Source organism: Paenibacillus sp. FSL E2-0151, assembly GCF_037993015.1.
Classification (GTDB): Bacteria; Bacillota; Bacilli; order Paenibacillales; family Paenibacillaceae; genus Paenibacillus; species Paenibacillus amylolyticus.
This window is the reverse complement of the sequence record NZ_CP150308.1, coordinates 2,403,274-2,418,608: the sequence shown is the minus strand read 5'-3', so window position 1 is coordinate 2,418,608 and position 15,335 is coordinate 2,403,274. Positions and strand designations below refer to the sequence as shown.

The following is a 15,335-nucleotide window of genomic DNA, read 5'->3' as shown; positions in this document are numbered from 1 at the left end:
CATGACCATGTCTCCCCATGAAGTGCAGGCTTATGTTCTCACCTATCTGGAAGCACTGGATTGTCAGATTATGGAGCGTTCCCCTGCCCATGTTACAGTCAAACTCTCGCCTGAGGCGGACAAAGCGTTGACCAATCGCCCCTATTATTGGGGGTTTGTGGAACGAACCGGAGCACCCGCTGAGACGATGTCCTTTACATTTATATTTGATCCTGACAGTTATCAGCAGGCCATTGAAGCAGCAGAAGCCACAGCTGCGCAAGCATCACCTCCTGCTGTTCCTAACCCTGATGGAACGAATGGCGTAACCAACGGCAGTCCTCAAGGGGAACCACCAAAAGAAACTATTCTAGGCCGTTACTTCGGTATTACGCCATCACTGCCACAGCTGGGACCAGGACGAATATTGCGTGAAGAAGTGGTGTATGGCAGTCGCAGACTGCAGCAGATTTTCGGCGCTGCCCGTGAAGGCGGTGCCTTCGTGAACCTGTTCGAACAGGCTGCCAAACGGCAATTGCGGGCTACAGCGCCAGCCGTATATGAGCCTTGGCTTGGTGTGTGTTTCAAGGTGGAATTCGCCTGTGATTTGAAACGGGAGGAATTGCATTTTCTCGGCATCTCCCTTCGCTCGGGTGAAATTATAGAAAAATTCGGCACGAAGCTGAACCGACGTGATCTCAGTCCGAGGCTTGCGGAGAACATGCATGTACAGACAGCTAAAGTTTCGTTATTTGATGCCGGAGCTGCTTTGGAATCTCATTTGACGAACCGCTTGCTGGAACTCGATTATAGCTGGGCAGAGAAAGCCCAAGAGCGGCTTGATCTGGAGCTGGACGTGTTGGACACCTACTATGAGGCGGTACTCCGGGAAGATACGCCTGAGGTAGAATTACCAGGTAACATAACCTCAGACACGGAGAATGAGAATGTCCATTCTGACCGCACCCCACCTGCATCACTGATAAAAGTTGTGGATATAACTAACGCTAAACCCATTGGAGCAGATGTAGAACTGGCGGCAGAGGCCGCAGTACCGATCGACTCCGAGACAGATGCCGAAGAAGAGAAAGCAAAACAGGCGGTAATCGATCGCGAAGCTATGAAACTGCAGTATGAGACACGCCGGACCGAGATGATCTGGCAATATGAACCCAAAGTGAAAGTGACTGCCATTAGCAGCGGCATGTTTCACTTAAGATAGACGAAGACACTACTTTTCCTGCAAATGCTGGCAAAAGTAGTGTTTATTCATGATCAGCCGCCCGACAGGTTGCAGCAACCTTTGCATAACCTGTCCCCTAGAATGAAATTAGGACCCGCTCAGGTAACGGATAAATGAAAAAGTAGGTGTAAATTTGAAACGATTCTTTCATACGTGTTGGAACAACGCTCGGAAAACAACCTGTATAACCTTGGGCTTGCTCAGTTGTCTTGCCCTATTCTCTTTTTGGTCGATAGCCAATGCAGAGGAACAAAAAACATCTTCGCTATCCCCCGCATCATCAATTGAGTATAGTCCCAAACATCATGCCATTCAGAATGAACAGCTAGCTCCCGCTGCTGTGCAACGGTTTGCAGAGCAACAAGCTGTTACACTTGGTACAGCTAACGGCGAAGTGCATTGGAAGAACGCCGACCTGGACTTCTACCCTCTGGGGCCGGGTTTACATAGCTGGCTCGTACAAGCTGAGTTTGAAGGCAAACCGATCGGATATATGATTATTACGGCCACAGAGCAGGGTCAGTTGATGCTTAGTGAATATGGTCATGGAGAACAGTCACCATACAACAATGAACTTCTTGGACAAACCTTGGATCGACAACATGTGAACCTTGAGGCATTACTTGCTGCCGGAGGAGAGCTTCATCTTGGTTATGCTCTTCCCCTGCTGGCTTATTGGAAAGTGGAGCAACCTAATCATCCTGCACTTTATATTGATGCTACGAACGGAGATGTACTGCCATCAGAGTTCCTGAACCTGCTGGAGACTGATTCCAAACAGACCTCTGTCAGCATAACTGATTTATCCACAACGCCATCTTTATCAGTCGACCCACTTCATCTGCGACCCGTCTTCAATCCGGCTGACAATCTGTTGTGGATTACCTCCAAACCTGTTGCTGCCGACCGGGCACAAGATGTGATACAACACGGGGAGAATCAAGAGATTGTTTTCTCAGCGGGTGATCGTAACGTTGTATACGGCGGTCCTCTACCCGTTAGCGGTTATCAGCTGTGGCATACAGATCAGGAAGCAGAGTCCATTCTATATGTATCGCTAGGTGGAAAATCATCCATTCAACGCTTTGTCCCTTTGAACACATTGCAGCAAGATGGCCATTTTTACCTCGTAAATCCTTGATCATCAGCAAATTCTTAAGACACAGTCAGATAATTTGTAAAACAACAAATAAGACGCCTTCCCATTTTATTAAGGGATTGCGTCTTTTGGTTTACTATTAGTGAAATAGGTAAGCGATAGTCACCCTTTGCCCGAAGAACTTCGTTTATGAGACTGTGTATCGAATTCTTTTTCCTTTTTCCCCACCCACAGGGATACAGCGAAAGGGATCATACCAAACCACTTCATCGCCCACGGCTCTTTCCTTTTGGTGCGACCTTTCCGCTCATCCTTCGGCGTATCGATATAATGTACTACACGTTGCGTAATGTATTTTACCAACTCATCACTTTTGGCCATAACCTCTGCCTCCTTCGCTCCTGCACTTTCACGGAGCTTACGATAGTTCTATTGTGTGCAGGATGTGCAATGGTTAAACATTTTTTTATTGAAAGGAGTATGAAAACCCTCAAAATGCACAGTCTAATGCCAAAGGTATCCATACAGTCTTTAATCTGCATCCGGTACCTATTTCATGAAGGAGTGTGTATTCCCATGTATAAGCTGCTGACCGCTTCGGTGGCCTTGCTCATTAGCTTCCATTGTCTTCCCATCCTGCCCCACCATGTCGCGCATGGAAAAGCAGCCCCGTCCCAGAACAGTCCATCCATGCTGCCAGTGACCGATGGAGATGCTTATCGCTCAAGTCATCATGCCTTTGCAGCACCCGTTATCCTGCTCGACGTAGGCCATGGGGGTATTGACGGTGGTACGTCAGCCCAAGGTGTGCTGGAAAAAGATATCAACCTGGCCATTAGCCAAAAGGTCTATCTCCTGCTTCGCAGCAAAGGTTATGCCGTTATCATCAATCGACTTGGTGATTATGCACTTAGTGATGAGAACCGCTGGCTGAACAGCCGCTCCCGTCATACCAGAGATCTTGCCCAACGTAAAAGCCTTAGCGAAGAAGTAAGTACAGATATCGTGGTCAGCATTCATGCGAACTGGAGTCCCCGATCGACAGCACACGGCCCGGTGGTACTGCACCAGAAAGAAGGCAGGAGTTATTTGCTGGCCCAATCCATTCAGGGTGCCATGAACAAGTTGTACGAAACGGAGCACGGGGTTGTATGGGGCAAGCCCTTTTATATATTGAATTACGTGAAGCAACCTGCCGTCATCGTCGAAACCGGATTTTTGAGCAATGCGGCAGATCGAGCCAGAATGAATGACCCCGCTGAGCAAAAACGAATCGCCCAGTCCATTGCCAATGGCATTATTTATTATCTGTCGGTAGTGTAGGAGCAGACTGCCATTGCCACACATCTCGAACCAGATCACCAATCCCTACAAATTGGACCTGATTTTTCAGACGGGAGACGGATTCACGAATTACTGCGGATGTGTTCATCCCCGAATGACCGACATGACCAATGACAACACAGATATCCTTGTCGATCGCACGCTGAGCAGCCAGATCCAGTTGCTTGCGAATGTGTTGCTTGGAGTTTTGATCATCCAGGAAAATGTCATTACCTACAGGTGGCATGTTTTTGGATATGGCCAGTTCCCCCACCACGGAGCGAAAGTTCGTACGACTGTCTACAAAGAAGAGACCCCGCTCCTTGCATACATCGAGCACAATGGACATGATGCGTTTGTCCGAAGTAATTTTGGAACCCATATGATTGTTCATGCCAATGGCGTGGGGCACATCATCAATCGCTTTCTCCACGCGTGAGCGGACTTCTTCATCTGTTAGATTGGATGTGATTGCACCCGGGCCCAGCCATTCAGGTCGTCCTTTCTTGGGTTCCATGGGCATGTGCACAATCACATCCATTCCCTTTTCATGTGCAGCCATCGCATCTTTCTTCGTTGTTGGTAAAAAAGGCATAACCGCTACCGTCAGTTTGACTGGCATCGCCAGGATCTCTGCCGTACCCTTCATGTCATTACCAACATCATCGATGATAATCGCTAACCGTTTGTGATTCGATGTGGACTCTGAAGCTGCCGCTGTAGGCCCTCCTGCCGATATGCCTGCGTAAAACACAATCAACAATGCCATGATACCTGCAATGAATCGATAAATCTTTCTCTGTACCTTCATCATGATTCCCTCCCCGTAACTTCTGTGATCTCATTGTTTGATAATGAAGGGAGGATTATGTAAGCCAAAGCCTTCCTTAATAATCATATCCCCGCCATTGAAGACCTCTATCTCAAGTGAAGATCTCCATCATTCCAGTTTTCTCCTTAGCATTCAGACAAGAACTGTCATTGAACAGTTATAAAAGAGATTAATTAGAAAAAATACTGTAATTTGTCAGGTTTTCAGTTTAGGAATTTTTTAGTAGAATCAACAAATGAAAGAGGTTCTATGCTTCATTTCTATCCTATGATTTATGGAAGGAGGTTTTGAAAGGGTTTACATAAAATAAATGCCAGACAATCCGCTATTCTTGTTTGTTATTCCTGGTTGCGGTTTCTCTATGCAACTTACTATTATCGAGGAGGATGAAAGTAGTGAAATTCAAACTAAAAAAGACGATTAATGTTCTTTTGGCCTGTTTAACAGCCCTGCCTTTGATGTTAACCCCGACAAATGTGTCAGCAGCCAGCGATGCCAACATTAATTTGTCCTCGGAAAAACAGCTGATCAAGGGCTTTGGGGGCATTAACCTTCCTGCCTGGATTGGTGATCTGACTCCCGCTCAACGTGAAACTGCTTTTGGTAATGACCAGAATCAATTAGGCTTCTCCATTCTCAGGATCTACGTTGATCCAGATTCCAATAACTGGTATCGTGAAGTTGCCACAGCCAAACGAGCTATCGAAAAGGGTGCTATTGTATTTGCATCCCCATGGAATCCTCCAAGCAGCATGGTTGAAACGTTCAACCGCAATGGGGACACAAATGCCAAACGTCTGAAATACGACAAATATACCGCATATGCGCAACATCTGAACGACTTTGTAACCTACATGAAAAATAACGGCGTAGATCTGTATGCCATTTCTGTACAAAACGAACCGGATTATGCTCATGACTGGACTTGGTGGACTCCACAAGAGATCCTTCGATTCATGAAAGAAAATGCCGGGTCCATCCAAGGTACCAAAGTCATGGCGCCTGAATCCTTCCAGTACTTAAAAAACATATCCGACCCAATCCTGAATGATCCGCAGGCACTTGCCAACATGGACATTCTGGGAGCACATACGTATGGAACCCAGATTTCGAATTTTGCCTACCCTCTCTTTAAGCAAAAAGGAGCCGGTAAAGAACTGTGGATGACTGAAGTGTATGTTCCAAACAGTGACAACAACTCAGCAGACCGCTGGCCTGAAGCATTAGACGTTTCCTATCACATGCACAATGCCATGGTAGAAGGTGATTTCCAGGCCTACGTGTGGTGGTACATCCGCAGACAGTATGGTCCGATGAAAGAGGACGGTACCATAAGCAAACGCGGGTATAATATGGCTCATTTCTCTAAATTCGTGCGTCCAGGCTACCTGCGAGTCGATGCAACGAAAAATCCGGATACAAACACATTTGTCTCAGCCTATAAAGGTGATAACAAAGTCGTCGTCGTGGCAATTAACCGTGGAACTTCAGCCACAAGCCAAAAATTCGTTCTGCAGAATGGTAATGCCTCTACTGTGTCCTCATGGATTACGGACAGCAGTCGAAACCTGGCAAGCGGAACCTCGCTTAACGTATCCAATGGAGCCTTCACGGCACAGCTCCCGCCTCAGAGCGTAACAACGTTTGTTGCCAACGTTACTGGCGGAAATAGCGGCGGGAATACAGGCAGTGGCACGACGTATGAAGCCGAGACCGGAACGTCACTTACGGAAGCTACCATTGAAACAATCTACCCCGGTTACACTGGCTCCGGGTATGTTAACTTCAATGCGATGACTGGTTCGGCCATTCAATGGAACGGCATTAATAACACGACAACAGGTACCAAAAACGTAAAGTTTCGTTATGCGCTGGAAAGCGGCACTCGGAACCTCGACATTTTTGTGAACGGAACCAAAGTCATTAGCAACGAGCCCTTTCCGGCTACGGGAAGCTGGTCCACTTGGGTTGAAAAAACAATACAGGTCCCCATGAACACGGGGACCAATACATTGAAAGTAGTTACCACCGGATCGGAAGGACCGAATATTGACAGCGTTAATGTTACCGCAGCACAATAAACGTTCCGTATGGCTGATGGAAGACATTTGCTGTACGTGCAGCTAAGCACTAACCTCTTGAATACTCATCACTAAAGTTAGTGTTATATCAAAAAATGCAAAAAAAGACTCCTTAAGCGTTAGCTTAAGGAGTCTTTTTATTAGATGCGGTCGAGAGGACTCGAACCTCCACGGGGGTTAGCCCACACGGACCTGAACCGTGCGCGTCTGCCAATTCCGCCACGACCGCATATTGTATCTCCGTCATCCATATCGGCGACAAGAAATAATATATCATGCGTAATCTATCATGTCAACACTGAAAGTAATAACAATAAAGCCCGAATCAGACGTCCATGTCGATTCGGGCTTTACCTTTAACTGCTGTTAATAGTTTGGTTCATTAAAACGGAAGCATACTACAAATTACAGCTTGGAAGGCCAGTTGCCATACCATGCATAACCGCCTCTTCTTTCTTTATCAATATCACTTAATTTGTATTTAACTACCCCGTCACGACCAATAAAGATTGGTTTATCCGTTCCGATCTCATAGAAGCGTGCCCAAATTGGTGCAGCTTTGGAATCAGCGATAATTTTACTATCTCCATTAGCTCTTTCATACTTGTAACCCGTAATTTTCACTTTGTTAAACCAAGCCTCCGCTCCTTTAATGGATGCGGTAATTTTAGCGTTAGCAGGTCTGGTTTTCAGAAATTTAACAATCGTTACACTCTCTCCAGCTGTCAGTGATGGCACTTCGTAGATTCTTGCGCTCGCTGGTTTAAGAGAGCTGGAATCATGTTGTTGTCCCCATGCTGTCAGCTTACCACCTGAAACGACCTGTGTATTCAGAATCGCCTCCACACCTTTGGCAACTGAATTTTTACTGCGGTTAGCAAGTGTGCTGTCGATAAATGAGAAATCACCTTTGCGTGCTGCTACTTCATCCAGCATGATCATTACATTAATCATGGCATCATCATTGTAAGTGATGTGCTTGTGGTATCCGGAGCTTTGGTAAACTTGTGGCCACCCGCCGTTTGAATACTGCATGTTGATCAAAAAGTTAATTCCTTTGATTGCAGCTGTGGAGTAACGCGGATCATTCGTCTTTTTAAATTCCTTCGCCAATCTTCTAATTTCTGAGTATGTAGCCTTGTTGTCTATCGTGGACTTTGCCCACTCTCCACTTGTCTGTTTATAATCTTTTCTCCAACCTCCATCCGGCAGCTGGTTCTTCAAAATATCAGAAATACTCGCTGTAGTACCCGACGCATCTGCAGCAGATACCGTCCCTACAGGGAGAACTGCCATTCCAACTACTGAGAACACCATCGTACATGCCAGGACAAAAGTAATTATTTTCTTCGCTTTCAAATGTAACACTCTCCTATGTTCGTTTTTATAAATCTTCCACTTCTACTTTACCTATGATATACGACCCAAACCTCCTTTATTTGTATTTATCGCATAATAAAATCAATTTTCATCCAATATGTGGATTGGATAATCAGATAATATGCAAAAAATCGATTTTTGTCAATATATGCAACTTAATGAATATAATCTCTCTAATTCTACATAACGGGATAGTTCTTTTAACTCATGACAAACCTATTTATTTATCCAAATTCGTCTTAAACGAACCAATAATGACGTTTTTGTCATGAATGATACCCAAACTTGATCCCTTCTTTCATATAAAAACCTTAATTCCGCTAACATTGAGGTATTACGAAGGGTTTTAAATGGGTTTGACAATTACGCATTTATGCAATATAGTTTCAAATAGTTACAAAAACTTAATTATTCATTGCCGAGTTTCATGTTTGAAAACGGGGGAACCAATTTGGGTGAATTATTCTTATACATAGGAAATATAGGGAACCTTCTACCGAACCCTTAGCTAACTCCGTAGGCATCGAAGGGAGAACATTGATTTTGAAAAAACTGATTATCTCCATTTTTGGAGCAGCTGTATTATTTACATCCGGGGCAACAAGCACAGAGGCAAGCAGTATCAACTCCGTAGTGAACAACATGACAGGTATTCCTTACAAATGGGGTGGCACAACTGTAGCCGGCTTCGACTGTTCTGGTTTTATGAGATATCTTTTCAACAAATACAGCATTGAATTACCACGTACTTCGCAGCAGCAAGCCAAAGCAGGTACTCCCGTATCCAAGAGCAATGTTCGGACAGGTGATCTGGTGTTCTTTAATACAACAGGCAAAGGCATTTCACATACAGGTGTATATATCGGCGGCGGACAATTCGCTCATGCCTCCAGCAGTAAAGGTGTAAGCATCACGAAGTTATCGAATCCATACTTCAATGATCGTTATGTAACAGCACGTCGGGTAACTGGACAGTTTATGTATGATAAAATGTTAGGTAAAATGTGATTCACATACAAAAAGGCATCGGTTATTAACCGGATGCCTTTTTTGCACTTAAAAATGTATGTTGCATTGCTTACTAATGCAGCGCCTTCTGCACTCGCATCGCACCCTGAGACAGGGCATGTCCTCCACCAACAGCTCCAGCCACGGCTACGGTCTCCATAATCTCCTGATCTGTTGCGCCCTTAGCACGGGCTTCTTCTACATGGTAGAAGGTACATACCTCATTGTTGGCGAATAATCCAATGCCAAGCGCAATTAGCTGTTTTGTCTTCGCATCAATCACACCAGGTTGGAAACATTCTCCGGTAAACTCATGATACGACTTCACCACACCTGGCAGCACATCGCTTAATGCTCCAATCTGATCCTTGTAGGCATGAACTTTATCATTCATCAATGTCATGGCTTGTAGCACACCCTCTCGGCTATAGTTACAGATCTTCCTCACTGTACCTATCTTCTCTCCCGAGTGAGCCAATTATGCCAAGAAATCATGGTAATTCCAAACATTTAAAGCTCATGGCCCTGCCATAATTATCAGCTGTTACTCACTAAGTGGACTCTGGCGCGGCTCGCTGAACAGCTGATAGCTGTAACCTCGGTCCAGCTTAACGACACGTCGATTCTGACGACGGATAAGTACCTGCTCGCCATCCCAGGCAACCACAATCCCTTTCACGTCGTTCGATTCCAGCTCGTCCCGTACGACTCTAACTTTCTCACCTGACAGACGCAGGGCGTCCAATTCTGTATCACTAATCATCTTCATGGCTCCTATAATTCAAATTTATTTACAAAAAGAGACCTAAATGAAAAGTCATTTAGGTCTCACGTGACTGTATTGGACTGTCATGTCATTCGAAATTATGTCCCGACTGAAAGTTACCGCTGCGCGTGCTCTTTGCTGTCGTTCTTCTCGAACCAAAAATCAAGCACTTTGGCGGACATCACACGTTCTTCAAGGTACTCCACTTGATGCGGTGTAAATTGTTCTTTCCAAGAGAAGGACAACTCTTCGCACAAGCCTACAATCGTCAGTAATTCTGACCAGGCAACATAGCGTTTGTACCAGAAAAATTGAGGATGTTCAATCATATAGGGATAAAGGTCATCGAATTCCGTATGTTTACAATCCAGGGCACGTTCAAAATGAACTTTCGATTCCGCCAGCTTATCATTAAAAAATTGTTCTGTTGCCGGTTGGTTCCCCATGGTGTTGCCTCCTCTCCCTAACATAACCCCATTATAAATGAAATCGGCGGTCATGCAAAGGCATAGTTCAAAAAATAGGCCCTATTCCTTTAAAATGTCACATTTCGTTATCGTCAAATTGTACCGTACCATCATTCAGGGAACGAATGCGTACCAAGGCTTCCACCGGAATACCCTGTTCACGAATCGTGCGTGCCCCCGCCTGAAAACTTTTCTCGACCACAACGCCGAATCCGACGAGTTCCGCACCGGAACGCTCGATAATTTTGATGACGCCACGAGCGGCATCTCCATTGGCAATAATATCATCAATGAACAAAATGCGGTCATTCTCATGAATGAACTCGCGGGATACCATAATGTCAGTTACAATTCCTTTGGTAAAGGACGGTACACGTTCACAGTAAGCATCAGGATCAGCCAGAAGTGTTTTTTTGCGACGGGCGAATACAAGTGGCACCCCCAGTTCATAGGCTGCGGCAAACGCAACCGGAATCCCTGAGGATTCTACCGTGATTACCCGAGTTACTCCACTTTCACGAAAACGGGCAGCGAACTCACGTCCCATCTCCATCGTTAATGCAGGATCAATTTGGTGGTTCAACAGACCATCCAGCTTTAATACTTGATCCGAGATAACCACACCTTCTTGTAAAATTCGTTGTTTCAATAATTCCATGATTTGACCTCCCAAGCCTATCCTATGAGGTAAAAGTATCATATATCTATCTATAAGTTCAAGCGAAATTGCCTTGACGCTGTCCTTGGGACGCATTTCAAGCCAAAGCTCATTATCGATTGTCATGACTTTCGTGGGTCAAGCATACCTTGTACCATGGTACCCGCATGTCCAAACTATACAGGGGCCTGAGAGGGGAAACACATGAAACAGGCATTTCGGGTGCTGCAGATCGCATTTACATACATTGGAACGGTTGTTGGAGCCGGCTTCGCTACAGGGCAGGAAATTTTGCAGTTTTTTACCCAGTATGGCAAATGGGCCACCATCACCATAGGCTTATCCACCATGCTCTTTGTCTGGTTAGGTACCAAAATGATGCTGATCGCTCACGATACCGGGTCCCGCTCTTATGAGGATCTGAACAAACATTTATTCGGCCATAAGGCGGGCAAATGGATCACCTGGGTGACCCTTCTCATTCTCATTGGCGTGAACAGTGTCATGCTTGCCGGAGCAGGCTCCGTTTTTGTCGAACATCTGGGTTTGCATTATCAGACAGGTCTGATCGTCACACTTGTAGGGACATATCTGCTTCTCGGTCGGGGCATTCAAGCCATCCTACAAATGAATAGCATCGTTGTGCCCATGATGCTCCTGTTATCTCTGCTCATGATCACAAGTACCATCCATCATCCAGGTGCTTCCCGATTCATCACACTGACGACAGACTCAAACCCTATTCAAGTGTGGCTGTCTCCACTGTTGTATACTTCATTCAATCTGGTGTTGGCTCAAGCTGTTCTTGTGCCTGTAGGTAACCAGATTCGTAGCCGGAATGTGCTGAAGTGGGGTGGAGTATTGGGTGGAATTGGCGTTGGTTTCATGCTGATGGCAGCTCATTTTGCCATGTCAGCTCAGATGCCCGGCATCATCCAATTCGAAATCCCGATGGGCAGCATTGCCTTTCAACTTGGATGGGCAGTGCAATCTGTATATGTATCCCTTATTTTCATGGAAATATTCACTACCTTTGTAGCCGATATCTATGGAATGACCTTGCAACTGAGACAACATATACGTGTCCATCCCCGTTTCATTACATTAAGCATTATGCTATTGTGTTACTCACTCAGCCAGTTTGGATTCAGTTCCCTGCTGTCCATCCTTTACCCCATCTTTGGAACAATGGCATTAATCTGGGCTGCCAAATTGGTACTGAACCGCTGGGGCACCTTTCGTAAACGCAACAATATATAAATCTCACGGTCCATGTATTTCATGAATATGAGCATCCGTTTGCCTTCTAACCACAATTCACCGCGGGTACTCTTTCCTTAAACATGACAAAAGGCCGCTGTTTATCACAGCGGCTCGCACTTTTTGCTCTACGTTTTAGGCTTGGCTAGGAAACTGTAGATACATCTTTTTCAGCTCATTGACTGATCTGCCGAGCGAGTAATGTGTCTTGGCTTTTTCACACGCTGAACGGGCAAGTTCATAACGATAAGCCGGGTCCAGCATCACCTTTTCAAGCGCTTCAGCCAATGCAGAAGGATCTTCTGCCGGTACAAGCAACCCATTGCTACCGTTCTCGATCTGTTCCGGTATACCACCTACATCCGTACCCACAAGGGCAAGACAACTCAGCGCCGCTTCAGCGAAGACGGAACCAAATGCTTCTGCCCGTGAAGGAAGTACAAAAATATCAAAGAATGGCATGAATTCCTCAGGGTGCAGCGTGTAACCATAGAAAATGGTCTCATTATAGATCCCCAATCGTTGCGCCAATTCTTCCAGATCAGGACGAATCGGTCCATCTCCAATAATATGTAACACATAATCATGACCTCGACCCTTCAGTTCCGCACAAGCTTTGAAAAGAATATCCAACCCTTTTGCCGGAACAAGCCGACATACCGTGACCAGCTGTGGTATCGCATTATCATGAGGGATCGGCTTAAAGCGCTTCTCATCAAATCCATTGGGAATCACACCGATGACATCAGGTTCCTTCACGTAGGGAGCCAGATAACGGCGGAACGAATCCGACACCGTCAAAAGGCGCTCTGCCTGGTGTTCCAGCTCACCATATATCGCAAGCAGGAATCGATGCTCCGGTCCATCCGTTTCAATGCGTCCATTAAGGATTAATTCTCGTTCATAACTGGAGTGTATCGTCTGAATGAGGGGTGTATCTCGGAAAACCGTTCTCATCGCAAGTCCTGCAATTGGGTGGTGGGCATGGATCAGATCATAGGGCTTCTGAATACGCAGTTTGGTCCACCAAAGATAATCACGATAAGTTTGAATATATTTTTGGACAACAGGACTATCCTGATATTCCGTCCAGTCAAACGTTTCGAACTGAACTTCCTCTCTGCCCTTGTTGCGAATTCGCTTTGGCAACGAGAACAGATCCATTTCCCACCTCGGGGTTGTAAATCTCTCTTGCATATACGGAATCATAGAGGATACACCTCCGGGCTGCTCCGGAGGAAAGAAAAGCGCCTGCAGCAATTTCACCGTTAGTTTCCCCCTTTCTAACTTACGTACTAATCTACTATCCATTATGACATAGGGAAGCCGGAACATCTATATTACGATAACTCGTATATACAACATATTCATGAAACGTTCCCCTCAGAAGCAAAAGCTCTAATTCAGCAGCCCATCGCTTGCGGTTGTCGTCAACATATTCATAGGATAGTCAGAATTCTCAGCTCAGTGGCTCCACGGGCTTCTCATATGTACTGTAACCATCGGTCTCTCCCAAAAAAGTATACCCGTTCCGCGCGTAAAAGGCGTTCAACGTAGCATTGCTCGCTCCGCAATCTAACCGAAGATTATGTTTGCCTTCAAAATGTATCCCGCTGCTGGACCATTGCAAAATGGAACGTCCTAAACCGCTCTGAGCATATTTTCTTCGAATCGCTAACCGATGCAGATAAATTGCGCCATCCTCGGCATGAGCTTTTGAACCCCAAAGATGAATATCCCAAGGACTTGGCTGAACCAAAAGGATGACCATCCCCGCTACGTCCGCCCCTTTTTTGAATACAAACACATCCCCACGGCGAATCGCCCCTGCCGTATCATGTGAATCTTCACCTTTAAGCAAAGCGTTCCATTGGGAAGAACCTTGGCTCTGTAACCATTCGGCTGTCTCCACCAGCAGCGACATCACATCCTCCGTATCTTCCAGCTTCGCCTGAACCGCTTGAAAACCATCGTTAATATATTCGCTACTGATCCTGAATGAGTGCATCATTGTTCTCCTCCGCTTCCTGATCTCTTTTAAACTAATGGTACTATACCGGGAAATGGATTTTTCGTCAAAATGAGAACAAAAAAAAGGTAAAAGGCGGTTGCCCTTTACCCATCTATTCTGGCTTCATCAATAATCTGATTTCGATACAACATCGTCAGATGCAAGGTGTCAAACTCCATTTCCTTGTCCAACTCCTGCATCAACACTTCGACCAGGCTCTTTCGCTGAATGCTGGTACCAGGAACCTCGTAATCAATGTATCCCGTCAGATCGGAATGAGAAGTGTCTATTGTTGCTGTTCCCACAGGCAATCCACCTCGTTCCTGAAGAAACAGCTCATATACCCGGAACTCCCGATCCTTACGCTTCAGCATGACATAACATGTTTCTTCAGCAGCTTCCAACTCATCCAGATCCGATTCATCGGTATCCTCAAATTCCTCGGAGAAATCGCGATGTACCCACTCTAGCGTCTCGAGTTCGTTGCCCTGATGCCACATGCGGATTGTAATCGTATCGATGATATCTTCATCCAGCTCTCTGACAAGTAACTCTGCCGCAGCTTCCAATTGATTCTCTTCCGGCTCGTCATACCAGTGTATTTCACCTTGTACATCAGCGCCATATTGTTTTAAGGAAGCTTCTGCAAGTTCCTGCCCTTCGACATCATTGAAAATATACGTCGATATGCTGCGTCCTGCGCTTACCATTTCCATCTCCAGAACCTGATCCCGATCTTCATATGTAAACGATTCGGCTTGTGAAACAGGGATTACCTTACTTCCACTGCTGTCTATATCGTCATAGCTGCCTTCGTCATGATTCATCTCTTCAGACGGCCACACTGTCTCTGACTCAGGCATATGCAGAACCGTATGTAATGAGCCACAACTAACCAGCACTTCATAATACGCAGCTTCCAACGCATCTGCAAGAGATCGGACATAGGCATGTACTTTTTCCACGATACGTTGCTCTGTATCATCTGGCAGAGACTCCTGCTCGATCTGAAGACTACCTGATAAACGATCTCCTTCTCTATACACAAGGAACAGTGAGCCTGCATATTGACCATTGACCATCACGTCCTGTACTTCTCCACCTGATGTCCGCAGGTCTGCAACCAATTCCACATCATAATTCATCACGTGTCCTCCTCCATTCCTAACGTTATTCTCTTAGGATGCCCCTGAGGACGGTAGATTATGAGGAAAGCGTGCATTTTAAG

At 45.7% G+C, this 15,335-nt stretch carries 16 protein-coding genes, 1 tRNA gene and 1 riboswitch; of the genes, 6 read left to right on the top strand and 11 right to left on the bottom strand.

What is annotated here, in order from left to right; genetic code table 11:
- Position 1: 1 nt before the first annotated feature.
- Positions 2–1,201: a YqhG family protein gene (locus MHI55_RS11250; RefSeq protein WP_340390020.1), complete on the top strand. Its 1,200-nt coding sequence runs from the start codon at positions 2–4 to the stop codon at positions 1,199–1,201.
- A 211-nt stretch (positions 1,202–1,412) separates the two neighbouring features.
- The gene (locus MHI55_RS11245; RefSeq protein ID WP_340390018.1) at positions 1,413–2,363 is read left to right on the top strand and encodes a hypothetical protein; all 951 of its coding nucleotides are present in this window, start codon (positions 1,413–1,415) and stop codon (positions 2,361–2,363) included.
- 120 nt (positions 2,364–2,483) lie between these two features.
- Here MHI55_RS11245 and MHI55_RS11240 read toward each other — a convergent pair whose 3' ends face one another.
- Positions 2,484–2,702 (bottom strand): YqzE family protein, encoded by a 219-nt coding sequence (locus tag MHI55_RS11240; RefSeq protein ID WP_036609606.1) that lies wholly within the window; start codon positions 2,700–2,702, stop codon positions 2,484–2,486.
- Positions 2,703–2,897: 195 nt separating this feature from the next.
- Here MHI55_RS11240 and MHI55_RS11235 point away from each other — a divergent pair, with 195 nt between their 5' ends.
- Positions 2,898–3,644 carry an N-acetylmuramoyl-L-alanine amidase gene (locus tag MHI55_RS11235; RefSeq protein ID WP_340390016.1) on the top strand — a complete coding sequence of 249 codons (747 nt, stop codon included), beginning with the start codon at positions 2,898–2,900 and terminating at the stop codon, positions 3,642–3,644.
- Here the strand turns inward: MHI55_RS11235 and MHI55_RS11230 are convergent.
- Positions 3,619–4,458 carry a divergent polysaccharide deacetylase family protein gene (locus MHI55_RS11230; RefSeq protein WP_340390014.1) on the bottom strand — a complete coding sequence of 280 codons (840 nt, stop codon included), beginning with the start codon at positions 4,456–4,458 and terminating at the stop codon, positions 3,619–3,621. The genes MHI55_RS11235 and MHI55_RS11230 overlap by 26 nt on opposite strands.
- A 413-nt stretch (positions 4,459–4,871) precedes the next feature.
- On the opposite strand from MHI55_RS11230, the gene MHI55_RS11225 reads away from it, so the two are divergent.
- A complete protein-coding gene (locus tag MHI55_RS11225; RefSeq protein WP_340390012.1) occupies positions 4,872–6,557 on the top strand; it encodes a carbohydrate-binding protein in 1,686 nt (561 codons plus the stop codon).
- A 145-nt stretch (positions 6,558–6,702) separates the two neighbouring features.
- Here the strand turns inward: MHI55_RS11225 and MHI55_RS11220 are convergent.
- Positions 6,703–6,786: transfer RNA gene (locus MHI55_RS11220), tRNA-Leu, on the bottom strand.
- A gap of 176 nt (positions 6,787–6,962) precedes the next feature.
- The gene (gene pelA / locus MHI55_RS11215; protein WP_036670167.1) at positions 6,963–7,925 is read right to left on the bottom strand and encodes a pectate lyase; all 963 of its coding nucleotides are present in this window, start codon (positions 7,923–7,925) and stop codon (positions 6,963–6,965) included.
- A 418-nt stretch (positions 7,926–8,343) separates the two neighbouring features.
- Positions 8,344–8,475: riboswitch (cyclic di-AMP (ydaO/yuaA leader) on the top strand.
- A gap of 5 nt (positions 8,476–8,480) precedes the next feature.
- Here pelA and MHI55_RS11210 point away from each other — a divergent pair.
- A complete protein-coding gene (locus MHI55_RS11210) occupies positions 8,481–8,945 on the top strand; it encodes a C40 family peptidase (protein ID WP_036609611.1) in 465 nt (154 codons plus the stop codon).
- Positions 8,946–9,018: 73 nt separating this feature from the next.
- Here the strand turns inward: MHI55_RS11210 and MHI55_RS11205 are convergent, their stop codons facing one another.
- The 4 genes from MHI55_RS11205 to MHI55_RS11190 all read right to left on the bottom strand — a co-directional run bounded on the left by MHI55_RS11205 (position 9,019) and on the right by MHI55_RS11190 (position 10,836).
- Complete coding sequence (locus MHI55_RS11205; RefSeq protein WP_017689352.1) at positions 9,019–9,348, bottom strand: carboxymuconolactone decarboxylase family protein; 330 nt, start codon at positions 9,346–9,348, stop codon at positions 9,019–9,021.
- A gap of 141 nt (positions 9,349–9,489) precedes the next feature.
- A complete protein-coding gene (locus MHI55_RS11200; protein WP_036609613.1) occupies positions 9,490–9,708 on the bottom strand; it encodes a hypothetical protein in 219 nt (72 codons plus the stop codon).
- A gap of 119 nt (positions 9,709–9,827) precedes the next feature.
- Positions 9,828–10,157 (bottom strand): hypothetical protein, encoded by a 330-nt coding sequence (locus tag MHI55_RS11195; RefSeq protein WP_036609615.1) that lies wholly within the window; start codon positions 10,155–10,157, stop codon positions 9,828–9,830.
- Positions 10,158–10,254: 97 nt separating this feature from the next.
- On the bottom strand, positions 10,255–10,836 hold the full coding sequence (locus MHI55_RS11190; RefSeq protein WP_036609617.1) for a xanthine phosphoribosyltransferase: 582 nt from the start codon (positions 10,834–10,836) through the stop codon (positions 10,255–10,257).
- Between the two features lie 204 nt (positions 10,837–11,040).
- On the opposite strand from MHI55_RS11190, the gene MHI55_RS11185 reads away from it, so the two are divergent.
- Positions 11,041–12,096, top strand: coding sequence for a hypothetical protein (locus MHI55_RS11185; RefSeq protein WP_340390010.1), 1,056 nt, complete (start codon positions 11,041–11,043; stop codon positions 12,094–12,096).
- Positions 12,097–12,231: 135 nt separating this feature from the next.
- On the opposite strand, the gene MHI55_RS11180 is transcribed toward MHI55_RS11185, so the two are convergent.
- From MHI55_RS11180 to MHI55_RS11170, 3 genes are all read right to left on the bottom strand, one after another.
- Positions 12,232–13,362: a glycosyltransferase family 4 protein gene (locus tag MHI55_RS11180; RefSeq protein ID WP_340390008.1), complete on the bottom strand. Its 1,131-nt coding sequence runs from the start codon at positions 13,360–13,362 to the stop codon at positions 12,232–12,234.
- A gap of 193 nt (positions 13,363–13,555) precedes the next feature.
- On the bottom strand, positions 13,556–14,104 hold the full coding sequence (locus MHI55_RS11175; RefSeq protein ID WP_100529317.1) for a GNAT family N-acetyltransferase: 549 nt from the start codon (positions 14,102–14,104) through the stop codon (positions 13,556–13,558).
- Positions 14,105–14,211: 107 nt separating this feature from the next.
- The gene (locus tag MHI55_RS11170; protein ID WP_340032412.1) at positions 14,212–15,252 is read right to left on the bottom strand and encodes a hypothetical protein; all 1,041 of its coding nucleotides are present in this window, start codon (positions 15,250–15,252) and stop codon (positions 14,212–14,214) included.
- Between the last annotated feature and the right edge of the window lie 83 nt (positions 15,253–15,335).